We start from the raw sequence: 24772 nt of genomic DNA on the forward strand, positions 1-24772 counted from the left end.
CAATCTTTTTTCGCAATATCGTTTAATAATCATCGTTAAAAAGTAAATTTGATTACCATTTCACATACTTTGTTGAAAATGGGGTATAAAAAAAGCATGCAAACTAGCTGCATGCTTTTTAGGTTAATTATTTACTTCATAAATCATTTTTTCATGAACATCGATTGGAGTACCATCTGCTACTTCATCTAATATAAAGGAACCATTAGAGTACCGGTCACTCATTTGATAGTTCGAGCTAGCTAAATGTATGGATTTGCCTTTTTCAGTCTCTATTGTATATTCATGGTCTTTATTTCCATCTAACAAGAATGCCACACGATGCGGATTGTTCTTTAATTCTCTTAAAACCAATAAACCGCGTTTTGCTCTGCCTAATGTATCAAAATCATTAAGGTTCATTTTTTTAACGGAGCCTCGATGAGTAAGGATCAGTATTTCTGATTTAGAAGCCTTACTATCAAACAGCACACCATTTACAATATAATCGTCCTTTTTCAAGTTGATGGCTTTTACGCCGGCTGCTTTCGCTCCTACTATAGGCACTTCCTCCAATGGAAAACGTAAGCCAAAACCTCGGTGAGTGACTAAGAACACATCCTTACCCAGTTGTTCTTGCGAATAAATAACATTGGTAACTAGATCTGTTTCAGTTTTCAGTTTCATTGCAACAAAAGACTTGGTTCGATAACTCCGACCGGCAGTCAAACTTTCTGCACTGGTTTGCTTAATAAAACCTTCTTTACTAATAAGTGTAAAGGTCGTTTCCGGGTCAAATTCGTTTAATCCAAACGCTTTAAGCACCATTTCGTCTTTTTCAAATGTAATGTTTTGAGAAAGGTGTTCACCCATATCTTTCCATTTTAATTCTGCAATTTCGTGAACTGGACGATAGATCACATTTCCTTTAGTCGTAAACAGCAAGAGATGATTTAAGGTATTTAATTGTTCAATAAAAATAGGGTAATCGCCTTCCCGTACACCGATCTCTTCTGGCTTGGATGCACCATAAGAACGTAAGCTCGTTCGTTTGATATAGCCTTCTTTTGTAACCGAAACAATTACTTCTTCTTGCGTTACCAGCAATTCAGTTTCTACTTTTAATTCTTCTATTTCTGCTTCAATCATTGTTCTACGAGGATTGCCATAATTTTTTTTGATTTCAGCAAGTTCTTTTTTCATCACTCGCTTCATTTCCGCAGAACTGGTTAAAATCTTTGTAAAAGAAAGAATAGCTTTCTTGAGTGTTTCAGCTTCTAGCTCTAGAGCTGTAATATCTGTATTGGTTAAACGGTATAATTGTAAAGAAACAATCGCTTCTGCTTGTGCTTCAGTGAATGCAAACTGTTCCTTGATATTTTCTTTTGCATTTTTCTTATCTTTACTACTGCGAATCGCAAAAATAACTTGGTCTAAAATAGAAAGGGCTTTGATCAAACCTTCAACGATATGAGCCCGACTTTCTGCTTTTCTCAAATTAAATTGTGTCCGTCGAGTAATGATTTCACGTTGGTGTTCAAGATAAGCTTCTAACATACGAATAATGCCTACTTGTTTAGGCCGCTTTTTATCGATAGCTACCATATTAAAATTATAAGAAATTTGCAAATCAGTGTTTTTGAGCAAATAAGTTAAAATCCCTTGAGTATTTACGTCTTTCTTAAGTTCTACTACGATTTGCAGTCCAGTCCGGTCTGATTCATCGCGAACTTCAGCGATTCCGTCTATGCGTTTATTGATACGGATTTCATCTAATTTACGGACCAGTACAGCCTTGTTGACATCATAAGGAATTTCATTGATCACGATTTGTTGTTTCCCGCCTCTTAAGTCTTCGATTCTAGTCTTAGAACGAACAATTACTTTTCCTCTTCCAGTCTCATAAGCTTTTCTTATCCCGTTTACGCCTTGTAAAATTCCGCCTGTTGGAAAGTCGGGTCCTTTCAAATGAGTCATCAATTCCGGCACGGTTGCCTGAGGATGATCAATCAAATGGATCGTTGCATCAATTACTTCAGTTAAGTTATGTGCTGGAATATCCGTTGCATAACCGGCAGAAATACCTGTTGCGCCATTAACCAGTAAGTTAGGGTAGCGTACAGGTAAAACAGTAGGTTCTTCATCCGTATCATCAAAGTTTAATACAAAATCGACGGTTTCTTTATCAATATCCTGTAGTAATTCTGAGGCTATTTTAGCTAGACGTGCTTCTGTATACCGCATAGCAGCCGGAGGATCTCCATCCATACTACCGTTATTCCCATGCATTTCAATCAATTCTTCACGTTGCTTCCAATCCTGGCTCAATCGTACCATGGCTTCATAAACACTGCTATCGCCATGCGGATGGTAGTTACCAATCACATTCCCAACCGTTTTAGCCGATTTGCGGAACCCTTTTTCATAGGTATTTCCTTCTACATTCATTGCATATAAGATCCGGCGTTGCACTGGTTTTAAGCCGTCACGAATATCTGGAAGCGCACGTTCCTGGATAATGTATTTGGAGTACCGGCCAAAACGGTCTCCCATTACTTCTTCAAGCGTTAATTCTTGAATATCCGCTCTATTCTCCATCTACAGCACTTCCTTTATGTTCTAATTCTGATGTTTCCATTAGCTGTTCGTTTTCCAATATACTGTTGCTTTCTTCAAGCGAAAACTCCACATGAGATTCGATCCACTTACGACGCGGTTCAACTTTATCTCCCATTAAAACAGCTACACGGCGTTCAGCTTGAGCAGCATCATCGATTCTGACACGGATAAGCGTTCTAGTGTCTGGGTCCATGGTCGTTTCCCACAGTTGCCCAGCATTCATTTCTCCTAATCCTTTATACCGCTGCAAAATATAATTCTTGCCAAAAGCTTTCGTCACATCGACCAATTCGTCATCAGTCCAAGCATAAGCAATTTTTTCTTTTTTCCCAGTTCCCTTTGATAATTTATATAAGGGCGGCATCGCTAAATAAATTTTTCCGGCTTCAAATAAAGGTTTCATATATCGGTAGAAAAACGTCAATAATAACACTTGAATATGAGCCCCATCCGTATCGGCATCTGTCATGATAATAATTTTATCGTAATTACAAGCTGCTAAATCAAACTCTGGCCCTACTCCGGCACCAATCGTATAAATCATAGTATTGATTTCTTCATTTTTCATAATGTCTTGTAATTTCGCTTTTTCAGTATTGATGACTTTTCCGCGTAAGGGTAAAATCGCTTGGAATTTACGGTCCCGTCCTTGTTTTGCAGAACCTCCAGCTGAATCTCCTTCGACTAAATACAATTCATTTCGCTTCGCATTTTTGCTTTGCGCTGGTGTGAGTTTTCCTGATAACAGCGAATCATTCTTTTTCCGTTTTTTCCCATTTCGGCTTTCTTCCCGTGCTTTTCTAGCCGCGTTTCGTGCTTCTCTTGCTGAAAGAGCTTTGCGAATCAATTGTTGGCTTGTTTCTCCATTCTCTACTAAGTAAAAACCTAATTGTTCGCCGATTACTGCTTCAACTGCTCCACGGGCCTGTCCTGTACCTAGCTTGCTCTTCGTTTGCCCTTCAAACTGAAGCAAGTCTTCAGGAATACGTACAGAGATGATTGCCGCCAATCCTTCTCTAAAATCGCTGCCTTCCAGATTTTTGTCTTTTTCTTTTAACAAATTGACCTTACGAGCATAGTCATTAAAGCTCTTTGTTAAAGCTGTTTTCATACTAGATTCATGAGTTCCGCCGTCTTTTGTTCTGACATTATTAACAAAAGACAAAATATTTTCGGAATAGCCATCATTGTATTGGAAAGAAAATTCTACTTCAATCTCATTATTCTCTCCTGAAAAATAAGCTACAGGGGTAAGGGTATCTTTATCCTCATTTAAATAAGCTACAAATTCTTTTATTCCTTCTTCATAATGAAAAACATCTGATTGGTCATTTCGTTCATCAATCAATTCAATTCGAAGGTTTTTTAATAGAAAAGCTGATTCTCTTAAGCGTTCAGAAAGAACATCATAGGAATATTTTATTGTAGAAAAAATTGTCGCATCTGGTTTAAAATGGACAGTTGTTCCATTTTTTTTCTGACTATTTTTTTTCTTCGTTAACGTTCCTTTAGGTTTTCCACCATTAACAAACTCTTGCTTGTACTCAATACCATCTCTAACAATCGTAACCGTAAGCCATTCTGAAAGTGCATTAACAACACTGGCTCCAACGCCGTGTAACCCGCCAGAAGTCTTATAGCCGCCTTCTTGTCCGAATTTACCACCAGCATGCAATACCGTGAAGATAACTTGAACTGTTGGAATGCCGGAAGCGTGCATCCCTATCGGCATCCCGCGTCCGTTATCTTTTACACTGACACTATCGTCTTTATGCAACGTCACTACGATTTCATTTCCATAGCCAGATAAAGCTTCATCTACTGAATTATCTACGATTTCATAAACCAAATGATGCAATCCTCTTGTATCTGTAGAACCAATATACATTCCTGGTCGTTTACGTACAGCCTCTAGCCCTTCTAGGACTTGAATAGAAGCATCGTTGTATTCTGTTTTTCTTTGCATGTATAAAAACTCCTTAAATCCTTATTACGTCATACGTAGCGGCAAAAATTAACATGCGTTCAAAAGAAATTTCTTCTCTTTCAACGTCTTTCATTAACATTTTCACTTTGTAGTCATCCGTTTATTTCGTTAAGCATCTATTCAATAATACTCTAACTATAAGGGATTGAAAAGAAAAAATCACCCTTTTTATTTAAAAACCGAAAGTATGTTCGTATACAAAAAGTATACGCCATGCTTTCTTATTAAACAAGTTTCATTATAAAAAAGCAAGTTAAACTCTATAAAGAATTTTTATGGTCATTTTTTTCTTTAAGTTTAGCTCTATTCTGCTTTCAGCTCATTCGCATTACTCGATTTTTACTAGCCTTAAAATAAAATAAATGGTAAAATATGGCGTATCGGCAATTAAATTGCTGAGTTAGGAGTGAATAAAGTGCTTAAAATAATCCTTATGTTCATTACAGCCTATTTACTCGGTTCCATTCCATCTGGAGTATGGATAGGCAAAAAAATCTACGGAAAAGACATCCGGAATTATGGCAGTGGAAACTCTGGAACGACGAATACTTTTCGGGTTTTAGGAATAAAAGCTGGAATTCTTGTTTTGTTTGCTGATGTTTTAAAAGGAACTCTTGCAGCTAGTCTGCCTTACTTGCTCCATTCTGATCTTAATCCAATGGTGGTAGGACTCGGAGCAATCATAGGACACACCTTCCCTGTTTTTGCGCAATTTAAAGGTGGCAAAGCCGTAGCAACGAGTGCCGGTGTACTATTAGCCTATAACCCGTCATTTTTTATTTATTGTGTGTTGTTGTTTTTGGTTATTTTATTTTTTTCACGTATGGTCAGTTTTTCCAGCATGCTTTCCTTGCTGATTATAACACCCTCTACTCTTTTAACAAATGACTGGATTTTAACAACTATTGCTGCACTCTTAACTATTTTTATTATTTACCGACATAAAGACAATATAAAAAGAATACGCACGGGTACAGAAAGTAAGGTTCCATTCGGTTTCGGTTATAAAAAAGATTCCAAGTAATGAATTTAACCTTGCCAAACCAAACGCCTGACAGAATTAAACTGTCAGGCGTTTTTTTGATGGTTTACTCGATTGTGATGTCGTAGTGACAATTAAATTGTCCATTCGGTTCCAATAGCTGTATTCCCATTTTTTCTTCTAATTTCCCGCTTGCATCAGTTGCATCAGCAATTCCAAACCAGGGTTCAATACAAACTAACGGAGCATCCTGTTTAGCAGGAGACCAAATCCCTACATAAGGGAAATTCTCAAAAGAAACAGCAATTCCATGCGGTGTTTTATCAGAGCGAATAGAAAAAGTATTTTTATTCTTTGTCTCATAAATTAAAGCATCTTGATCAAATAAAGCTCTTCTCAAAGCAATGTCTGTATTTGTCTGCCCCAATGTCCGGTTTTCGAGATCCAAATAGGAACCTTTCAATGGGATAAGTGTTCTTGAGCGTTTAGGAAGAAAACTCAAGTAATAGTCTTCAAAAGAAGTCTCATTCGTTAAAGGAATATTAAATCCCGGATGTCCTCCGATTGAAAAATACATCTTTTCTTGATGGTTTAAATTTTCTACTCGATAAGCTACTCTAATCGTCTGCTTTTCTAACGAGTAGGTCAGCGTCAAACGGAAATCAAATGGGTAATGTTCTTTAGTAGCTTCACTTGCTGTTAATTCTAAAGCTACTTCAGATTCACTTTGATGGGTCACATTAAAAATATAATCTCTGGCAAAGCCATGTTGTGACATATGATAAGTCTTATTATTGTATTCATATTGGTCATTTTTTAACCGGCCGACAAAAGGAAATAAAACCGGAGCTTGCCTTTTCCAGAAAGAAGGATCTCCTTGCCATAAATATTCAATCTGGTTTTCTTTGTTTTTGACACTAGTTAATTCTGCCCCTTTTTCAGAAACAGTAACGACTAGATATTGATTTTCTAATGTGATCACTTTTATTCCCCCAGTAACCTTTTATTTATTAAACAAACCTATTATTTAATAAATTCGCTCTTTGTTTAATGCATCGATGAATTTTGTATTGTGAACTCGGATATAGGTTCCTTTCATTCCCAATGACTTAGATTCAATAATACCACCAGACTCTAACTTTCTCAACGCATTCACAATAACGGAACGTGTTATCCCGATTTTAGCTGCTACGTTTGAAGCAGTCAAACGACCTTCCAGTCCATTCAATTCTTCAAAAATAGCTTGGACTGCTTTCAGCTCACTATAAGATAATGTCTTCATAGCGATTTGAACATTTGCAATGTCTCTAGCTTCTTCTTCGATTTGGGTTGATTTTTTATATAAAATCTCAATCCCTACAACTGTAGCAGCATGTTCCCCTAATATCAAATCGTCATCGTTAAACTCCGGTGATAAACGAGCTAGCAGCAAAGTGCCTAACCGTTCTCCAGCTGCGTAAATAGGAATAATGGTCGTCAGTCCATTTTTGAATAAATCTCGTGTTTCAACTGGAAAAACGGTATAGTCGCTCTCAATTCCAATGTTTGAACGTGTTTCGCTGATTTCAAGCATGCTGGCAGCATACTCGCAAGGAAATTCCTTTGCCGTTAACATCTCTTTTACACGTTCATTGTTGATTTCGTGTTTTTCATTGTATCCTAACAGGGTTCCTGCTTCATCGATGAGATAAGCATTCACATTCAATATATCTGCAAGTATACCAGCCATATCAGTAAAAGGCAGCTTGCCTTCTTCAGTCGGATCGTTATTCACTACCCCGCCTTTTTTTGTAGCATATTATTTATTTTACGCATTTTTTGAAGCAAACCACTCATAGGCTAATCCTCCAAGCATATATTATAAAATGTATCGGCTTAAATCTTTATCTTCAACGATATGGGCAATTTTTTCATTGACATAATTTTGCGTGATCGTGATTTCTCCCATTTGCATATCTGGTGCTTCAAATAACAGATCTTCCAATAGTCTTTCTAAAATCGTGTGTAAACGACGAGCTCCGATGTTATCCGTTTCTTGGTTTACCCGATAAGCAATATCTGCTAGCTGCTCAATGGCTTCAAAAGTAAAGGTTACTTCAATATTGTCTGTCTCTAATAAAGCAACATATTGTTTAACCAACGCGTTATTCGGTTCTGTTAAAATTTTAACAAAGTCTTCTTTTGACAGATCATCTAGTTCTACACGAATTGGAAAACGTCCTTGTAATTCCGGAATTAAATCACTCGGTTTAGATACGTGGAAAGCACCTGAAGCAATAAACAGGATATGATCTGTTTGGATCGTTCCATATTTTGTAGTCACTTGTGAGCCTTCAACAATCGGCAATATGTCACGTTGAACACCTTCACGAGATACTTCCCCTGAGTTGCTGCTTCTAGATGTGATCTTGTCAAATTCATCGATGAAGATAATTCCAGAATTTTGAGCTAATGTGATAGCTTCAGCATGGATATCTTCTCGGTTAACTAATTTTTCTGATTCTTCTTGAATTAAAATATCAAGAGCTTCTCTAACTGTTACGGAGCGCTTTACTTTATTTTTTGGACGTAAAGCTCCTAATGTATCATTCAAATCAATACCCATTTGTTCTAAACTGGCATTCATAGGAGAGTTCATTGTTTTTTTGCTTTCTTCAACAGCAATCGTCACTTCTCTGTTATCTAATAAACCATCACGAATTTGTTGTTTAATGGTTTCCCGGTTTATCGAAATAGATTCTGGAACTTCTGTTTCAGTTTCATCATCTTCTTCGCTATCTGCACTTGGATTCAATCCCATACCTTTCAGCATAGCTTCAAATGGATTAGGCGCAGCTGTTTCTTTTTTCTCTTTTTTAATACCTGGCACTAAGATTTTAGCTAAGCGATCAATGGCTATTTTTTCAGCTTTTATATACACACTTGAATATTGACGCTTTTCAACCAGCAAAATCGCTGCTTCAACTAAATCGCGTACCATCGATTCTACATCACGACCAATATACCCTACTTCAGTAAATTTAGTAGCTTCTACTTTAATAAAAGGTGCTTTAACAATCGTAGCTAAACGGCGCGCAATTTCTGTTTTCCCTACCCCTGTTGGCCCAATCATCAATATATTTTTAGGTGTAATATCTTTTTGGAAATCTTCATCTAGTTGCAAACGACGGTACCGATTGCGTAAAGCTACAGCAACTGATTTTTTTGCGTTGGTTTGTCCAATAATATAATTGTCTAATTCTGCAACAATTTCTCTGGGTGTCATATTTTCTAAAGTATTCATTCTTTTCTCACGTCCTTATAATTCTTCAACAACGATGTTGTGGTTAGTATAAACACAAATATCTGCAGCTACATTTAAACTTTCTTCTGCAATTTCTGCTGCAGTTAGGTCCTTGCCATATTTTTTTAATGCTCGTCCTGCAGAAAGAGCAAAATTCCCACCGGAGCCAATCGCTAAGATACCATCATCTGGTTGGATAACTTCGCCTGAACCTGAAACGAGCAACATCTCATCTTTATTCATCACAATCAGCAAAGCTTCTAATTTTTGAAGCGCTCGGTCTGTCCGCCATTCTTGTGCTAATTCAACTGCAGCACGCGTTAAATTACCTTTGTATTCATTTAATTTTGCTTCAAATTTTTCTTCTAAAGTAAATGCATCGGCTACGCTTCCAGCAAAACCAACTAGTACTTTATCATTGTAGATTCGGCGCACTTTACGAGCTGTGCCTTTCATAATGACACTTTCACCCATCGTGACTTGTCCGTCTCCTGACATGGCACAAGCCCCGTTGTGTTGGATTGCAAAAATCGTTGTAGCATGAAATGTTGTCATTCTTTTTTCCTCCATCATCATCTCGTCAGCTAACTTAACGTATTAAGCACGTGGATGAAACTGACGATAATTTTTTTGTAAATGTTCTTTTGTCACGTGTGCATAGATTTGCGTGGAAGACAAACTGGCATGACCCAACAATTCTTGAACGGTCCGCAGATCTGCTCCATTATTTAATAGATGAGTAGCAAAAGTATGCCTTAACATATGAGGGTGAATATCCGCAGTTAAACTGCTCTTTTTTATAATCTGATTCAAAATATATTCAATTCCTGAAGCCGATAGTTGATCGCCATATTGGTTCACAAATAGATAGTCATGTTCTTTATGGTATTTTGTCATTAACAGAGAACGCCCTTTTCTAAGGTACTCTTGTAAAGCGACAGCTGCATAATGACCAAACGGAACGTAACGTTCTTTGTTGCCTTTCCCATGGATCAAAACGACACTTAAATCAAAATCGATATCTTTTAATTGAATGTTTTTACATTCACTGAGCCTTATTCCTGTTCCATAAAGAACCTCTAAAAGAGCTTCATTCCGAAAATCAAGCGGCTTTTCTCCTTTAACAGCTTGAAATAAAGCATCCATCTCTTTTTCATAAAAAAATCGAGGCAAACGAAGCGTTTTCTTTTTTAAATGGATATAAGAAAACGGATTTTCCGTTACAGCTTGATTTTTTAAAAGAAATTGATAGAATGCTCTCAGGCTTGATATTTTTCTTGAAATGGTATTACGGCTTAATTCTCGTTGGCTCAATTCTCCCAAAAAAATGCGAACATCTTGTAAAGTGACCTTTTCGTATTGAGTGTCACCAGTTGCCGCTAAGAAATCTGAAAATTCAGTAATATCTTCTTCATATGCTTTTTTAGTGAGCTCAGAATAATGACGTTCAGTAATCAAATACCGCAAAAAAACTTCTTTCATTTCCAAATTATCCAAAAAAACCCTCCACTCATATGACAAAATTACTTTATCATAGAAATAAAGGGAATACAATTGAATATGCTGAATGCTTTTTAAACTTATTGATTTTTTAATCTATTTCATTAAGAGAGCTAAAAAAGAACATCTAAACTCATTAACTTTGAACTTCCTCTTTATAATCACAATTGCTGCAGATAACTTGTTTTTTCCCTTTAGTTTTCTTTTCAACTAAATAATGATCACATTTTGGACAGTTTCTGCCAATCGGTTTATCCCATGACACGAATTCACAAGCTGGGTACCGATCACACCCATAAAACAAACGATTTTTCTTAGATTTTCGTTCAATGACCTGACCTTCTTTACATAACGGACAAGTGACACCAATTTCTTTGACAATCGCTTTCGTATTGTGACATTCTGGAAAATTACTGCAAGCATAAAACTTTCCATATCGCCCAAGCTTAATGACCATTGGATGGCCGCATAGATCACAATCGAATCCAGCAGGTTCATCTTTGATTTGAATTTTTTCAATCGTTTCTTCAGCATTTTTTACTTCTTTAATAAAAGGGTGATAGAACCGATCAATTACATTGACCCATTCTTCTTTTCCTTCTTCAACAGCATCCAAGTCTTTTTCCATTTCTGCTGTAAAATGAATATCTACGATTTGCGGAAAGAATTCTACAACTAAGTTATTTACAATAACACCTAATTCAGTTGGTTCAAAACGTTTACTTTGCAATTTCACATAGTACCTTTTTTGAATCGTGTTCAGCGTCGGGGCATACGTAGATGGACGTCCAACACCATTTTCTTCCAGTGTCCGAATCAATGTCGCTTCAGAAAAACGCGCAGGCGGCTGTGTGAAGTGTTGTTTAGGTTCAATATCAACAGACTTAACCACATCTCCTATTTCTAATTCAGGCAAGCTGTTTTCTTTTTCTTCTTTGCCGTCATCTGTCCCTTCCACATAAACTTTTTGGTATCCAGGAAATTTAAGAGTGGAACCATTTGCTCTAAATAGAACTGTATTTTGAACAATATCCACTTTTACCGTATCAAAAATAGCAGCTGTCATTTGACTGGCAACTAAACGTGACCAGATGAGGTTATACAATTTATATTGATCTTTAGTTAAATATTTTTCAATTTCTTGAGGTGTTCGCATCACACTTGAAGGACGAATTGCTTCATGCGCATCTTGAGCACTAGCTGCTTTTTTAGCAATACGCGGTTTTGAAGCAGCGTATTCAGCACCAAACTCTTTAGTAATGTATTCAGCAGCTTCATTTTTAGCCGAATCGGCAATACGTGTGGAGTCTGTTCGCATATATGTGATCAGCCCAATAGCACCGCCGCGACCTAATGATATTCCTTCATACAACTGTTGAGCAATCATCATTGTTTTTTGTGTTCTGAAATTTAACTTCCTAGCGGCTTCTTGTTGCAAACTACTCGTTTTAAATGGCAAAGCAGGATTCCGTTTGCGTTCTTTTTTGGTTACTTTGGTTACTTCAAAATCTTTGCTTTTTATTTCTTGGATGACTTTTTGAACATCTTTATTGTTTTTTAACTCCATTTTTTTACCGTTTAATCCATAGAAAGAAGCTTTAAATTTTTTGGTGCCTTTTTTAAAGTTTCCTCCAATACTCCAATATTCTTCCGGTTTAAAGGCATTGATTTCATTTTCTCGATCACAAATCAGTTTTAGTGTAATCGATTGGACACGACCAGCACTTAAGCCTTTTTTTACTTTTTTCCATAAAATCGGACTTAGTGTATACCCAACCAAACGGTCGAGTATTCTTCTCGCTTGTTGAGAATTAACTAATTCCATATTAATAGAACGAGGTTCTTTAAAAGCGCCTTTAACAGCTTCTTTTGTGATTTCATTAAAGACAACTCGATTCTTGTCACTTCTGTCTAAACCAAGAAGGTAGCTAAGATGCCAAGCAATAGCCTCTCCTTCTCTGTCCGGGTCAGCTGCTAGAAAAACTTTCTCAGCCTTTTTTGCATAACCTTTTAATTCTTTTATTAGTGGTCCTTTGCCGCGAATAGAAATGTATTCTGGTTGATAATTATTTTCTACATCAATTGCCATGCGGCTTTTCGGTAAATCCCGAATATGACCTAAACTGGCAACAACTTTATAATTTTTGCCTAAATATTTTTCAATTGTTTTTGCTTTAGCCGGCGATTCAACGATCACCAAGTATTTATAGGCCAATGGAATGCTCCTTTCAAATGAGCTCTTATTTTCTCCTTTCAGCTTTTTTAATAGTTGAAAGAGAAATCGTTAATCATCTTATGCTATCCAATGCCCTTTTGTCAACTATTGAAATCCCGACCCAGCTAAAAACTTGTTTTTTTAACTATAATATAGAAGAGTTTTTTCACTATTTCTCTTTTTTTGTGAGGGTTCAATAGGACAATTCCTCTAAAATATGCTCAGCTGTCAAAACACATTTGGCCCCATGTAAAATCAATTCATTTGTACCTGTTGAATAAGGGTTAGTAATTGCTCCGGGAACAGCAAAAACTTCTCGTCCTTCTTGCAACGCAAGATTAGCTGTAATCAAACTTCCGCTACGAGACTGTGCTTCGACCACTAATGTCCCTACAGATAGTCCTGCGATAATACGATTTCTCATTGGGAAATGTTGTTTCAACGGTTTTTCGCCTATAGGGTACTCAGACAGCAGCAAATGATCTCTGCCGATTTCAGCTTGTAACGCTTTGTGTTCAAATGGATAAGCGAGGTCTAATCCAGTTCCGACTACCGCAATCGTTTTTCCTTTTTTTGAAATGGTCTTTTGATGAACTGCATAATCAATTCCTTTGGCTAATCCGCTGACCAGAACAAAGTCATTTTCTATCAATTCAGGAAGCAATTGGTCTAAAACAAAGAGGCCATATGCTGTGTTTTTCCTAGCTCCTACAACCGCTAGCAGCTTCTGTTCCAATAAAGCTAAGTTTCCTTGGTAAAAAAGCACAACAGGAGGATTGTAAATTTGTCTTAAATATTCAGGATAGCGGTTATCTAAAATCGTCAACCAATGAATGTGTTCTTTTTTATACCGCTCCATCACTGCTTCTAGTTGAATAGCTGCATAACTGTTTAAAAAAATGGCTGTATTCTTTGAGGATAAGGCTGCTTTTATTGCCAGCTGTGCAGCAGATAAACCAGTATCATCTAATAAAGCCGTTAACATTCGAATTTGGGTGATGGGGCCTACTCCCCGGCAATGTGCTAGATGAAAAATTTTATTTCTTAGTAAATGATCTTCCATTCTGTTTGCTCCTTTTCCTAATAGTAATTATGACACTAATATCAAAAGTACTATCCGCAAAATCATCCCCTATTCATTTATTTTCAAAAAAAAAATAGAGAAGGATGAGACAACAGTCTTATCCTTACTCTATTTTTTAATTCTTTTTCTTAGCGTGTTTTAAAATAGAGTTAATTTTTCTCTCACTGGAGCAAAAGAATGGCGGTGAATCGGACAGACTCCTAATCGGTCCAATCCCTCTAAATGATTTTTAGTTCCATACCCTGCATTTTTAGCAAAGTCATAACCCGGATAGAGAAGATCGTACTCAGCCATTATTCGGTCACGTGTCACTTTTGCAATAATACTAGCCGCTGCAATCGACAGACTTTTAGCATCGCCTTTAATGAAACTTTCTTGCGGAATCGCTGTCGGCAATTGCATCGCATCAATTAAAAGATGGTCGGGAACGATCGGTAATTGCTGGATAGCCTCTAACATAGCCAATTTAGTAGCCTGGTAGATGTTTACTTCGTCAATGATATCATGTTCTTTTATGCCAATACCGATTCCTAAAGCCGTTGCTTGAATTTCATCAAATAATTGTTCTCGTTTTTCATGGGAGAGTTGTTTTGAGTCATTGATCCCCAAAATAGAAACATCTTTTGGTAAGATGACTGCTGCTGCTACCACTGGTCCAGCTAAAGGACCACGTCCGACTTCATCAATTCCAGCAATCATACTATCCTCTTGGTTGTTCCACAATCGGTTTTCAATCTGCAGCATTCTTTGTTGTTGTTCTTTTAAGTCTTGCTGTTTCTTAAAACTTTTTTGCCATGATTTTAAAGCTGCGGCGACTCCTTTTCTCGGATCGGCTTGCAGAACAGCCAATCGTTCATCGAGTGGGTGATCAATCGTTAAAAGTAGTTTTTTTATAGCCGCAATCGATAAAGGTTTATCCATCTTATTTTTCACCTGTTTCTGATAAGGGGGTAGATGGAACTGTATCAAGTGTATAACGGCCTACTTTTCCATTTCGTATTTCATAAATAATCATTTCTGCTGCGCGGCTGTAATCTTCTCTAAATCCTCTTCTTTCACTAATCAACATTAACAACTCTGGAGGCGTCAAAGCCAACTCTGCTGCAGATAAATTATAGCGAGCCGCTAAATTTTCAGGATAATTTTTTTGAAATCTTTCTATTCCATATAAAGCTATATCATCCAACTGCAAAATAGTATCTTTTATGGCACCTGTCAAAGCTAGTTTTTTACCTGTTTCTGGATCTTCAAATTTTGGCCATAAAATACCCGGCGTATCCAATAAATCCAGCTCTTTATTTAATCTTAACCATTGTTGTGCTTTCGTAACACCCGGTCTGTTCCCTGTTTTAGCAATATTCTTTTTGACAAATCGATTGATCAAAGTAGATTTTCCAACGTTTGGAATGCCGATACTCATTGCCCGGATAGCTCGTGGTTTTCGCCCTTGAGCCGCCATACGGTCAAATTTAGGTTTTAATAATCTTTTGGCCTCACTCATTACTTTTTTCATCCCAATACCTTCTTGAGCTACGATCGGCACAGCAGAAATTCCTTGTTTGTTAAAATAAGCTACCCATTTTTGAACTAAAGCAGCATCAGCTAAGTCGCTTTTATTTAAAATGACAATGCGCGGCTTCTCTCCAATTAATTCGTCTAAAATAGGGTTGCGACTAGAAAGCGGGATTCTGGCATCTACTAATTCAAAAACGATATCTACTAGCGTTAATTTTTCTGTTACTTGTCTTCTGGCTTTAGCCATGTGTCCTGGAAACCACTGAATTGTTGTCATTTTTTTCTCTCCTTTACTATTTTTCATAAAAAAAGGTGACGAGCATGCTGCTCATCCCTTTTTTAATGAAGCTTTTTTTTATTAATGGTTGACCATTCCAAAATCTTTTAAAGGCCAGATGCGTATATCTGTTGTTCCTGTGACTGTAGCAGCATCAACAAATCCAAAAGAACGGCTGTCTTTTGAGTTGGTTCGATTGTCTCCCATTACAAAATAAGAACCTTTTGGAACTTTTTCCATACCGGTCACTGAAGCTAATGTGAAATTATCCGTCAGTACCTCTCCAGGTGCTAGGTTTGCTTTAGCTTCATCTAAATAAGGCTCCTTAACAGCTTCTCCATTCACATACAGCTGATCATCAGTAACCATTATTTCATCACCTGGCACGCCAATGACACGTTTGATGTATTGTTTACCAGGATCATCGGGTGCAGGGAAAACAATCAAATCAAACCGTTCTGTTTTTTCGATTTTATTTAAAATCAGTCGATCTTGATCATGCAATGTTGGGTACATTGACTCTCCATCCACACTTACGGGCACAAATAAAAAATGACGAATAAGTAAAAAGATAATCACTGCTACAATAATGTATAAAAGCATACTGCCCGCTTCTGCCGCCCAGCTTTTTTTCTGATTGTCTTCGGGTTTCTTTTCCCCGTTATGACGAATACGCCTAGCCTCAAAAGACTCTGTTTGAGAATCTCGTCCATCCGAATAAGTTGTTTTACTCATTAATTACCACGACCTTCTGCTAATTTATTGAACAATAGACAAACGTTGGAACGGAAAATAAATCATTGATGTTTCACCAATAATAGCAGATGCAGGTACGGAACCAAAATAACGACTATCATTACTTGATCTGCGATTATCCCCTAAAACAAAATATTCATCTTTAGGTACCACAATTTTACCTGTCAACTCTTCTAATGTAAAATCAGAAGTCCATGAACCGCCAACATTTTTCACAAAGTCATTTTCTAAAAAAGGTTCTTGCACTAATTTATCGTTGATATACAATTCATCATTTTCGTATCTTAACGTTTCATTAGGTAATCCAATCACTCTTTTAACAAGTATCCGATTGGAAGCATCTCTAAAGACGATTAAATCAAACCGATTGATATGATAAATTGTTTTCACAATAATTTGATCATTCGGTTGAAAAGTCGGCATCATGGAATTTCCTTCAATGGTCATTGGCAGAAAGACAAAGTTTCGAAAAAAAGCTGTCAGTACCACTGCTAATAAAAAGGGTTTAAACCAATTCCATAACTGGTTCTTCCATGTCTTTTTCTCCATATCTGTCGCCCCAAACTTATCTATTTATCTTTATCATACAAGAAAACAGCAAAAATAACTATTTATTTCCAACGGTTATTCGATAAAAAAAGGAAGAAGCATTTACTCATCTTCCTTTTTCATCCTTAAGGGTTTCGTTTAGTTCTCTTTTAAATAATCTAGCCCTTTTTTATATTGTGTATCGTTATCTTTTATTAAATTGCGCAGACTTTCGAGCATTTCCGCAGTTGTATCTCCAGTCACTATACCATCTTCATCCAATTGGTGATCGGCTTGAAATTGTTTTACCGCTGCTGTCGTTTTTTCATCAAAGTAACCATCAGCTGATCCAACAGAATAGCTTAAAGCATCTAGTACTTGTTCGATATTTTTTACTTCATCTGACACATCGCCTGATTTGTATTCCTTCGTACTGTCGATGACTAATAGTTTTGTATAAGCAGGTAATTCTACTGGTAGAGTGGGTTCGATGCCTTTTTCATTGATCCATTCACCATTAGGCATTAACCATTTAGCGATTGTCAATTTCAACTCACTTTTATCAGGAAAAGCGGCAACCGTCTGAACAGTTCCTTTTCCAAACGTTTTTGTTCCAATAATTTGCATATTAGCTGATTCTTTCAACGCTCCTGCTAAAATTTCAGAAGCACTCGCACTACCTTCATCCACCAATAAAACAGACGGTTCGGTAACTTTAAAATCGCCCATCGTTTTGTTATCTGCCACAATTTTAACCGCTTCTTGGTCTTTTTCTTGTGTCTGCATGATGGTTGAACCTTCTTCAACAAACATATTAGAGATGTTCAATGCTCCCTCTAATAAACCACCAGGATTTTGTCTAACATCAAATATAAACGATGTTGCTCCTTGTTTTCTTAACTCTTTAACCGCTGTTACCAATTCATCATAAGTCGGATCTGAAAAACTAGTAATTGCAATATATCCGATCGTTGGATCCGTTTCATCTAAATTGTAAATCACTGTTTCTACAGGAATCGTATCACGTGTAACAGTCACTTCAAATGTATTGTCGCCTCTTTGAATCGTTAAAACGACATCGGTTCCTTTTTCACCTCGAATAAAGGATACGGCCTCATTTAAAGCCAAACCAGATAAGTTTTTGTCGTCTGCCTTTAAAAGAATATCATTGGGTTTTAAACCCGCTTTTTCTGCAGGCGAACCTGCGATTGGAGAAACAATCATGATGGAATCTCCTTGTTTCATTACTTCTGCACCAATACCTTCAAAAGAAGCAGATATCGTGTCATTTAAGGAAGTTGATTCTGAAACGTCCAGATACTGTGTATAAGGGTCCCCGACAGCGTCTACCATACCAGTCAATGCACCTTCGATTAATTTATCTCCGTCAACGTCTTGATAATATTTGGTTAAAAGCTGCTGATAAACAGCTTCTATTTTAGAAAATTCTCCGTTATTTTGCGTCGTCTGTTCTTCAAGAAGCGCTTTTTGTTCATTTCTTTCTGTTATAACGTAGGTAATTCCAACTGAAACAACAGCTACAGCTAACAGGGACATAAGATAAGTTCCTATTTTTACGTTTACTTTCTTTTTCTTTTCTGGTTCTTCCTGCATACTGCAACTCCTTTCATAAGTGAATAGAATAAAATGCCTCTCTAAGCGATAAGTTTCCATTGCTCCTTATCCATTGGTAGAACTAAGAGCACTGTTTTTCTTCCACTTGTATCTGTTTCTTTATGATTAACTTTCTTTTGATTTCACTACTGCTTCAAGTGCCACGATCATCATATCATTAAATGTACGCTCACGTTCTTGTGAAGATGTTTCTTCTCCTGTGAGTAAATGATCACTGATGGTTAAAATAGCCAATGCTTTACGGTTGTATTTTGCTGCTAGAGTATATAGACCTGCTGCTTCCATTTCAACAGCAAGGACTCCATAATCGGCTAATTTCTTTTTATCTAATTCTTCATTATAAAAACGGTCTGCTGATAAGACATTTCCAACTTTTATATTCATACCTTTTTCCATTCCCACTTCATAAGCGGTTCTCAGCAAATCAAAATTTGCTAACGGAGCAAAATCCACTTGGTTATGGAAAGTATGCCGGTTAATACTTGAATCCGTTGTAGCGCCTTGAGCTAACACAACATCTCGCACTTTAACATCCATTTTCATTCCGCCAGCAGTGCCGACACGTATGAGGTTTTTAACTTGGTAACTTGTAATCAACTCTTCCGCATAAATCATCATAGACGGTAATCCCATGCCCGTTCCTTGAACAGAAATACGTTCTCCTTTATATAACCCCGTATAACCGAACATATTTCGTACGCTATTGTATTGTTCTACATCCGTTAAAAAAGTTTCAGCTATATATTTCGCCCGTAAAGGATCTCCTGGTAATAAAACCGTTTCAGCGATTTGTCCTTCTTTTGCTTCAATATGCACACTCATTTTAGTTTCCTCCTAGTTTAGTAGTTTGTTATGCTTGGTCTTTTTCGATGTATCTTTCCCAAGCTACATCAAATATAGTCATTTCTGGTAAATAGTCACCATTTAGTTCTAAATACTGGCTGATTTCTTGGTAGTTCTCTGATTGTTTAGGAAAACCTACATCTAAGTATACATCATTAGCAAACAAGGTAACTGCATCTTTTTTATGAGGATCCCTTTCTGTCATCAAATAATGGTAAAACGAACGTCGCATAATGCTATTTCTCCTCCTTAGCGGTCACATAATCTTTCCGTTCTTGCTGTTCTTGTTCATAACGCACTGGATGGTGCCGGTAAAAGTCTTGATGTGCTGCTTCTGCCGGATAAAAAACAGTAGCGGTTTCGATTGTTGTCACTATCGGTTTGCTGTATCGACCACTCAACTTAAGCTGCTCTTTTGATGCTTCTGCAGCCGCACGCTGTTCCGCGTTCTTTACAAAAATAACCGGTCGATAATTGTCGCCACGATCCTGGAATTGACCCATCGCATCCGTTGGATCTGTTTGATTCCAATAAATTTCCACCAATTGTTTATATGAAATAATCGTTGGGTCAAAAGTAATCTCTACTGCTTCTGTATGTCCAGTAGTTTGGGTCAGTACTTCCTCATAAGTGGGGTCCGTTGTATGTCCACCCGTGTAGCCTGATACAACACTGTCAATTCCCGGCTGCTCATCGAACGGTTTTACCATACACCAAAAGCAGCCTCCCGCAAAAATTGCTGTCTCTTTCATACTTTTCCCCCATTTCTATTTTATCGATCAGTTATTAATCAGCTGGCAAGTAAACCGTTAGACGAATATCATCTTCTGCTAAATCAATTTTATTGGCTGAAAAATGTATCCCGCTCTTTAAATAAAATTCATTTAAATTGAATACAATCATTTCTTTTTGGCTATTGATAGCCACCCATTTTGGTATTTTCAATTGATCTTTTATCATATTCATCGCAAATGAAATCGGTAAATTTAATGTACCGACAGAAATGTTGGTGGCTTTAAATTGTAAATTGCCGTTTTCCATCACAAAAGGCTCTAAAAAAAGTGCGAACTGCACATCATGACCGAATAATTGAAAAGTTCCCTTTAATTGTGCCTGATCTTCTAGACTAAACTCAAAATCAACTTGATCGTTTGCAAGTTCTTCATCAATGTATTTTGTGACTAATTGATTCAGGTCTTTTTTATGGGCTTGGATTTGAAAAGCCATTTCATCTGTTCTTGGTTCCTCAATTGTAAGATTCGGTTCTCCTTGAATAACAGCGGTTAATTGGCTGAATACCCAGATCACAGTGCCTAATACAATTGAAAGCAAAATAAGAAAAGCCCATTTCCAAAAGTTTGGCGTTGTTTTGTTGTTAATTGGTTTGTTGGTGGTTCTTTTTTCTTTCATACTAACTCCCTTTCTTAAACATAAAAGTCACTGCTCAATCTGCAATCGTCCGGTTTTTTACAAGCGCTTGATACAATTCATCCGCCATCAATTCATAGCCTTGATCATTTGGATGAAACAGGTCTTCTTCATACAATAAAGGATTATTAGCCGGCTGGTCATCCGATGAATCCCCAATTGTATCTGCCGGTGTTGTCTGTCCATTCAAGTCAAATAACTCACTTAATGAAAGATAAGTCGCTTGTTCTTTTTCAGCTAGCTGTTCAGTTTCTTCATTCCAAGAATCTAACACTTCCTGCATTTCAGTCACTTCAGGAAAAAGATACGCATAAGGGTTATAAATGCCAAAAATATAGACTTGCGCTTTTGGATTCAGCGAGTGAAATTCTGTTAGAATAGCTGTTAGATTTTCTTGATACTTTTTTTTCGGTTCAATAAAACTGTCTTGATTTATTTTCAGCTGTTCTCTTTTAAAGGTTTGAATCAGATCATTTCCGCCAGCAGTCAATACAATAACTGTTGCTTTTTCCAAGTCAGAACGCACATCTTCTTGTTGCTTGATTCTTTCTAAAATCTGGTCACTGCGTTCGCCGCTTATCCCATAATTTTTTGTCGTTACTTCTTGGATGCCGGTTGTTTCTCTCAATTGGTTGGCAACCAAAGGAACATATCCTCCGTTTTGCGTACTGTCCCCAACTCCTTCTGTTAACGAGTCACCTATGGCAACTAAATAAACTGATTGGTCAATTTCTTCCTGCTCTTGCTTTTTGGCTTGTTCTGTTTTGTTTAAAAAAAAGTTTAAACCTTGGATAACGATGAACGTTCCCAACGCCACAATCACACACATGAACAAAAAAGAACGCACTTTTTTCATCGTCTTCAACTCCATTTTTTATACTAAGACACTTTCTTTATCTTTTCGTGCTTTACTTTGTATAATAAACAATCGCATAAGCACCTTTTCCGGTATGCGTAGCTATAACAGGACTTGTCTGATCCATCGTCATCGGAACATCAGGCATCGCCTTTTGAAAGTCCTCTTTTAATGCCTCAATATAGTCATAATCAGCTGCATGTGAAAAAGAAACTTCCATCACGCCTTCCGTTTGAGCTAATTCTTCTTTCAGCTTTTGATTCCATTTATTGATTGGCTTCATTCCTCTGCCTTTAACTCGGCTTTCTAACTTGCCTTCAACAAGTTCAAAAATCAATTTCATATCGATCAAATTTGAAACAGCTCCGACTACTCGGCTGACTCTTCCCCCTTTGACCAGATTTTCCAATGTGCGTACACAAATAAACAAACGGGTATTTTTTCTAACTGTTTCAATATGATTTAAAATGGTCTCTTTATCTGCGCCGGAAGCTGCTAGTTTTGCGGCTTCGAGAACTTGAAAAGATAGTCCCCGATCGGTAAATTTGCTGTCAACGACTGTGACTGCTGTCTCCGTCATTTGAGCCGCTTGTCTGGCCGCATTAACTGTACCGCTTAAGGATTCAGTCATATGAATGGAAATCACTTCTCCGCCTTCCATTCCTAATTGGTTATAGCATTCTATAAAAGTCCCTATTGGAGGCTGACTTGTTTTAGGCAAGGCTTTAGCTATTTCCATTCGATCCATAAATTCCTCTTTTTGCAGCGTTTCTCCATCTACATACGATGCTCCATCAATTAAAATAGTTAAAGGCAACACGTGAATGTTAAACTTCTCTATTTCTTCTGGAGTTAATTGAGCTGATGAATCGGTAACGATTGTTATGTTTTTCATTTCTATTTCATCCCATCTTTCTTCATGCAATTTCTGTAAGGCTCATGTTATACTGACTGTAAACACTAAACTCATTTGATTTTGCTTATTTATACAAGATTATTTCCCTATTTACACATAGAATAGTATAACAGATTCTCGAATCTTCGTATACTTATCTGTGGTGGTTTAAGTAAGCAATATTGGGATAGGAGGCAAATAAATGGAAAAAAAGAATCTTCAGGAAAAAACGGTCTTTTCTCAAAGATACCTCGTGATAAATGAAGTCTTTAATGCTGTGACACATGGAATCGGTTTTGGATTAAGCATTGCCGGATTGGTCATTTTATTGTATAAAGGATCTCAAACTGGATCTGCTCTTGAAATCGTTTCGTATGCCATCTATGGTTCGACTCTTATTCTCTTGTACCTTTGTTCTACGCTTTACCATAGTTTAATCTTTACACGAGCCCGTAAATTATTTAAGACAATTGACCATATGAGTATTTTTCTCTTAATCGCCGGCACTTACACTCCATATACACTTATTACGATCGGAGGCCCAATGGGGTGGAGTTTCTTTGGCATTGTGTGGGGCATTGCTATTCTCGGTGTTATTTACAAAGCCATTTGGATCAATCATCTTCAGAAATTTTCTACTTGGATTTATATAGCTATGGGTTGGCTTTGTGTTTTTGCCTTAAAGCCCATTTATCAAGGGTTAGGATCTCAAGGCTTTTTACTGCTTGTCTTAGGCGGTTTGTCGTTTACGATTGGCGCTATTTTTTATAGTCTTCGAAACGTTCGGTTTATGCACGTGCTTTGGCACCTATTTGTATTAGCTGGTACTGCTTTTATGTACTTTTCTATTCTCTTTTATGTTTAAATTTGTTGTCACTAAAAACGCTTTAGGATAAAAGTCCTAAGGCGTTTTTAGTTCTATTTTATTTTCTTCGATAGGTTTCAAATGTATGAGCGTACTTATTGCGCTCATCGACTATTCCTGTATCCATATCAACCAATTGCCATTTAGACCAATCCAGATCCGGCATAAAGGTATCTCCTTCGAACTCACCATCGATCATTGTCCGATACAACACATATGCATTTTTCTCAAACAATTTAAAAATATCCGAACCACCAGTAATAAAAGTAATGCCTTGATAATGATCCGCAAAGTCCAGTACTTCTTTTGGGCTGTGCATCACCAATACCCCTTCTGCTTGATACTTTTCATCTGTCGTCATCACAATATTGATACGATTAGGTAAAGGCCGTTTATTCATTCCTTCAAATGTCTTTCTTCCCATTACAACAGCATTTCCTTGAGTTTTTTCTTTAAAAAATTTTAGATCATTCGGCAAACGCCAAGGAAGCGTTCCTTTATTTCCAATAAGACCTTGTTGATCTTGTGCCCATAAAAATGCAATCATTTTTTTCACCACTTTTGTTTTATTGTTTAAACTGCAATTGGAGCTTTGATACCAGGATGGGGTTGGTAATCTTCCAATAAAATATCTTCCATTTCAAAATCAAATATACTTGTTTTTTCTTCATTTAATTTTACAGTTGGAAACTCTTTTGGTTCTCGCGTCAGCTGTTTTTCCATTTGTTCCATATGATTTAGGTACAAATGAGCATCACCTAAAGTATGAACAAATTCTCCTACTTTTAAACCTGTTTCATGAGCAATAAGATGGGTTAGCAGCGCATAGCTGGCAATATTAAAAGGTACACCTAAAAAGATATCTGCACTTCTTTGATAAAGTTGACAACTCAACTTTCCGTCCGCTACATAGAATTGGAAAAGTGTATGACAAGGCGGTAAAGCCATACCTGGTACATCTTCAGGATTCCAAGCAGATACAATTAATCTTCTGGAATCAGGAGATTTTTTGATCATATCAATCACATCTTTTAATTGATCGATTGTTTCGCCTTGAGAAGTTTTCCAATTCCGCCATTGGGAACCATAAACATTGCCTAGTTCTCCATATTGAGCAGCGAATCGTTCATCATCTAAAATACGCTGACAAAAATCAGCTTTTTCACTTTGATAAACTGCATTAAAAGCTTCATCTTTTAGGGCTCTTCGGCCAAAATCGGTCATATCTGGACCTTCGTAATCTGCGCTTTTCACATAACGCTCGAATGCCCATTCATCCCAGATATGATTATTATGCTGTAAAAGGTAGCGTATATTTGTGTCACCTTTGATAAACCAAAGCAATTCACTTTTGATTAATCCAAAAGGAACTCGTTTTGTTGTCAATAAAGGAAACCCTTTTTGAAGATCAAAACGCATTTGGTAACCAAATAGGCTTTTTGTGCCTGTTCCAGTTCTATCTGTTTTCAAAGTGCCTTCTTTTAAAACTTTTTTCCCTAAATTTAAATATTCAGTCTCCAAGGTT

At 37.0% G+C, this 24772-nt stretch carries 23 protein-coding genes and 1 pseudogene; 2 read left to right on the forward strand and 22 right to left on the reverse strand.

The annotated features are described in order from the left end of the window. Window positions 1–123: 123 nt before the first annotated feature. A complete protein-coding gene (gene parC / locus BR87_RS02275) occupies window positions 124–2577 on the reverse strand; it encodes a DNA topoisomerase IV subunit A (protein ID WP_035028187.1) in 2454 nt (817 codons plus the stop codon). Then, window positions 2567–4564: a DNA topoisomerase IV subunit B gene (gene parE, locus BR87_RS02280; RefSeq protein ID WP_035028188.1), complete on the reverse strand. Its 1998-nt coding sequence runs from the start codon at window positions 4562–4564 to the stop codon at window positions 2567–2569. The genes parC and parE overlap by 11 nt, the downstream gene beginning before the upstream one ends. Window positions 4565–5018: 454 nt before the next feature. Here parE and plsY point away from each other — a divergent pair, with 454 nt between their 5' ends. Next, on the forward strand, window positions 5019–5609 hold the full coding sequence (gene plsY / locus BR87_RS02285; protein WP_084683620.1) for a glycerol-3-phosphate 1-O-acyltransferase PlsY: 591 nt from the start codon (window positions 5019–5021) through the stop codon (window positions 5607–5609). Between the two features lie 64 nt (window positions 5610–5673). Here plsY and BR87_RS02290 read toward each other — a convergent pair whose 3' ends face one another. The 18 genes and pseudogenes from BR87_RS02290 to BR87_RS02375 all read right to left on the reverse strand — a co-directional run bounded on the left by BR87_RS02290 (window position 5674) and on the right by BR87_RS02375 (window position 22382). Next, entirely contained in the window at window positions 5674–6549 is an 876-nt protein-coding gene (locus BR87_RS02290) for an aldose 1-epimerase family protein (protein ID WP_035028192.1), read from the reverse strand. Between the two features lie 45 nt (window positions 6550–6594). Then, window positions 6595–7403, reverse strand: a pseudogene (gene codY / locus BR87_RS02295) (GTP-sensing pleiotropic transcriptional regulator CodY). Window positions 7404–7425: 22 nt separating this feature from the next. After that, on the reverse strand, window positions 7426–8850 hold the full coding sequence (hslU, locus tag BR87_RS02300; RefSeq protein ID WP_035028193.1) for an ATP-dependent protease ATPase subunit HslU: 1425 nt from the start codon (window positions 8848–8850) through the stop codon (window positions 7426–7428). A 15-nt stretch (window positions 8851–8865) separates the two neighbouring features. Further along, complete coding sequence (hslV, locus tag BR87_RS02305; RefSeq protein ID WP_035028194.1) at window positions 8866–9405, reverse strand: ATP-dependent protease subunit HslV; 540 nt, start codon at window positions 9403–9405, stop codon at window positions 8866–8868. Window positions 9406–9447: 42 nt separating this feature from the next. Further along, window positions 9448–10347: a tyrosine recombinase XerC gene (gene xerC / locus BR87_RS02310; protein WP_404813292.1), complete on the reverse strand. Its 900-nt coding sequence runs from the start codon at window positions 10345–10347 to the stop codon at window positions 9448–9450. 139 nt (window positions 10348–10486) lie between these two features. Next, window positions 10487–12565, reverse strand: a complete 2079-nt coding sequence (topA, locus tag BR87_RS02315) for a type I DNA topoisomerase (protein WP_035028195.1) — start codon at window positions 12563–12565, stop codon at window positions 10487–10489. A 193-nt stretch (window positions 12566–12758) separates the two neighbouring features. Next, window positions 12759–13628: a DNA-processing protein DprA gene (dprA, locus tag BR87_RS02320; protein ID WP_035028196.1), complete on the reverse strand. Its 870-nt coding sequence runs from the start codon at window positions 13626–13628 to the stop codon at window positions 12759–12761. A gap of 159 nt (window positions 13629–13787) precedes the next feature. Then, window positions 13788–14570 (reverse strand): ribonuclease HII, encoded by a 783-nt coding sequence (locus BR87_RS02325; RefSeq protein ID WP_035028197.1) that lies wholly within the window; start codon window positions 14568–14570, stop codon window positions 13788–13790. Between the two features lies 1 nt (window position 14571). Further along, window positions 14572–15441: a ribosome biogenesis GTPase YlqF gene (gene ylqF / locus BR87_RS02330; protein WP_035028198.1), complete on the reverse strand. Its 870-nt coding sequence runs from the start codon at window positions 15439–15441 to the stop codon at window positions 14572–14574. Between the two features lie 81 nt (window positions 15442–15522). Beyond that, window positions 15523–16176: a signal peptidase I gene (gene lepB / locus BR87_RS02335; RefSeq protein ID WP_035028199.1), complete on the reverse strand. Its 654-nt coding sequence runs from the start codon at window positions 16174–16176 to the stop codon at window positions 15523–15525. Between the two features lie 24 nt (window positions 16177–16200). Further along, window positions 16201–16746 (reverse strand): signal peptidase I, encoded by a 546-nt coding sequence (gene lepB, locus BR87_RS02340; RefSeq protein ID WP_035028200.1) that lies wholly within the window; start codon window positions 16744–16746, stop codon window positions 16201–16203. Between the two features lie 138 nt (window positions 16747–16884). Further along, window positions 16885–18339: a S41 family peptidase gene (locus tag BR87_RS02345; RefSeq protein ID WP_035028201.1), complete on the reverse strand. Its 1455-nt coding sequence runs from the start codon at window positions 18337–18339 to the stop codon at window positions 16885–16887. A gap of 126 nt (window positions 18340–18465) precedes the next feature. Beyond that, window positions 18466–19182 carry a purine-nucleoside phosphorylase gene (gene deoD, locus BR87_RS02350; RefSeq protein ID WP_035028202.1) on the reverse strand — a complete coding sequence of 239 codons (717 nt, stop codon included), beginning with the start codon at window positions 19180–19182 and terminating at the stop codon, window positions 18466–18468. 28 nt (window positions 19183–19210) lie between these two features. Next, a complete protein-coding gene (locus tag BR87_RS02355; protein WP_035028204.1) occupies window positions 19211–19435 on the reverse strand; it encodes a YozE family protein in 225 nt (74 codons plus the stop codon). Window positions 19436–19439: 4 nt separating this feature from the next. After that, window positions 19440–19955, reverse strand: a complete 516-nt coding sequence (msrA, locus tag BR87_RS02360; RefSeq protein WP_035028205.1) for a peptide-methionine (S)-S-oxide reductase MsrA — start codon at window positions 19953–19955, stop codon at window positions 19440–19442. Window positions 19956–19989: 34 nt separating this feature from the next. Beyond that, the gene (locus BR87_RS02365) at window positions 19990–20613 is read right to left on the reverse strand and encodes a YpmS family protein (RefSeq protein ID WP_035028206.1); all 624 of its coding nucleotides are present in this window, start codon (window positions 20611–20613) and stop codon (window positions 19990–19992) included. A gap of 34 nt (window positions 20614–20647) precedes the next feature. Then, on the reverse strand, window positions 20648–21487 hold the full coding sequence (locus BR87_RS02370) for a DUF459 domain-containing protein (RefSeq protein WP_035028207.1): 840 nt from the start codon (window positions 21485–21487) through the stop codon (window positions 20648–20650). 52 nt (window positions 21488–21539) lie between these two features. Then, window positions 21540–22382, reverse strand: coding sequence for a DegV family protein (locus tag BR87_RS02375; protein ID WP_035032705.1), 843 nt, complete (start codon window positions 22380–22382; stop codon window positions 21540–21542). 202 nt (window positions 22383–22584) lie between these two features. On the opposite strand from BR87_RS02375, the gene trhA reads away from it, so the two are divergent. Beyond that, entirely contained in the window at window positions 22585–23247 is a 663-nt protein-coding gene (gene trhA, locus BR87_RS02380; RefSeq protein WP_035028208.1) for a PAQR family membrane homeostasis protein TrhA, read from the forward strand. 58 nt (window positions 23248–23305) lie between these two features. On the opposite strand, the gene BR87_RS02385 is transcribed toward trhA, so the two are convergent. Both BR87_RS02385 and BR87_RS02390 read right to left on the reverse strand, forming a co-directional pair. Then, the gene (locus tag BR87_RS02385; protein ID WP_035028210.1) at window positions 23306–23794 is read right to left on the reverse strand and encodes a dihydrofolate reductase; all 489 of its coding nucleotides are present in this window, start codon (window positions 23792–23794) and stop codon (window positions 23306–23308) included. A 26-nt stretch (window positions 23795–23820) separates the two neighbouring features. Further along, window positions 23821–24768 carry a thymidylate synthase gene (locus BR87_RS02390; protein WP_035028214.1) on the reverse strand — a complete coding sequence of 316 codons (948 nt, stop codon included), beginning with the start codon at window positions 24766–24768 and terminating at the stop codon, window positions 23821–23823. Window positions 24769–24772: the final 4 nt, after the last annotated feature.

The organism is Carnobacterium mobile DSM 4848 (genome assembly GCF_000744825.1).
Taxonomy (GTDB): domain Bacteria; phylum Bacillota; class Bacilli; order Lactobacillales; family Carnobacteriaceae; genus Carnobacterium_A; species Carnobacterium_A mobile.

What these genes read in the sequence shown, in the direction of transcription:
- msrA (WP_035028205.1), bottom strand. Translation starts at nt 19,955, where the DNA reads ATGAAAGAGACAGCAATTTTTGCGGGAGGCTGCTTTTGGTGTATGGTA.
- parC (WP_035028187.1), bottom strand. Translation starts at nt 2,577, where the DNA reads ATGGAGAATAGAGCGGATATTCAAGAATTAACGCTTGAAGAAGTAATG.
- parE (WP_035028188.1), bottom strand. Translation starts at nt 4,564, where the DNA reads ATGCAAAGAAAAACAGAATACAACGATGCTTCTATTCAAGTCCTAGAA.
- dprA (WP_035028196.1), bottom strand. Translation starts at nt 13,628, where the DNA reads ATGGAAGATCATTTACTAAGAAATAAAATTTTTCATCTAGCACATTGC.
- BR87_RS02365 (WP_035028206.1), bottom strand. Translation starts at nt 20,613, where the DNA reads ATGAAAGAAAAAAGAACCACCAACAAACCAATTAACAACAAAACAACG.
- BR87_RS02345 (WP_035028201.1), bottom strand. Translation starts at nt 18,339, where the DNA reads ATGCAGGAAGAACCAGAAAAGAAAAAGAAAGTAAACGTAAAAATAGGA.
- hslV (WP_035028194.1), bottom strand. Translation starts at nt 9,405, where the DNA reads ATGACAACATTTCATGCTACAACGATTTTTGCAATCCAACACAACGGG.
- deoD (WP_035028202.1), bottom strand. Translation starts at nt 19,182, where the DNA reads ATGAGTGTGCATATTGAAGCAAAAGAAGGACAAATCGCTGAAACGGTT.
- BR87_RS02385 (WP_035028210.1), bottom strand. Translation starts at nt 23,794, where the DNA reads ATGATTGCATTTTTATGGGCACAAGATCAACAAGGTCTTATTGGAAAT.
- hslU (WP_035028193.1), bottom strand. Translation starts at nt 8,850, where the DNA reads ATGAATACTTTAGAAAATATGACACCCAGAGAAATTGTTGCAGAATTA.
- BR87_RS02375 (WP_035032705.1), bottom strand. Translation starts at nt 22,382, where the DNA reads ATGAAAAACATAACAATCGTTACCGATTCATCAGCTCAATTAACTCCA.
- ylqF (WP_035028198.1), bottom strand. Translation starts at nt 15,441, where the DNA reads ATGACAACAATTCAGTGGTTTCCAGGACACATGGCTAAAGCCAGAAGA.
- trhA (WP_035028208.1), top strand. Translation starts at nt 22,585, where the DNA reads ATGGAAAAAAAGAATCTTCAGGAAAAAACGGTCTTTTCTCAAAGATAC.
- lepB (WP_035028200.1), bottom strand. Translation starts at nt 16,746, where the DNA reads ATGGAGAAAAAGACATGGAAGAACCAGTTATGGAATTGGTTTAAACCC.
- lepB (WP_035028199.1), bottom strand. Translation starts at nt 16,176, where the DNA reads ATGAGTAAAACAACTTATTCGGATGGACGAGATTCTCAAACAGAGTCT.
- plsY (WP_084683620.1), top strand. Translation starts at nt 5,019, where the DNA reads ATGTTCATTACAGCCTATTTACTCGGTTCCATTCCATCTGGAGTATGG.
- BR87_RS02370 (WP_035028207.1), bottom strand. Translation starts at nt 21,487, where the DNA reads ATGAAAAAAGTGCGTTCTTTTTTGTTCATGTGTGTGATTGTGGCGTTG.
- BR87_RS02355 (WP_035028204.1), bottom strand. Translation starts at nt 19,435, where the DNA reads ATGCGACGTTCGTTTTACCATTATTTGATGACAGAAAGGGATCCTCAT.
- BR87_RS02325 (WP_035028197.1), bottom strand. Translation starts at nt 14,570, where the DNA reads ATGGATAAACCTTTATCGATTGCGGCTATAAAAAAACTACTTTTAACG.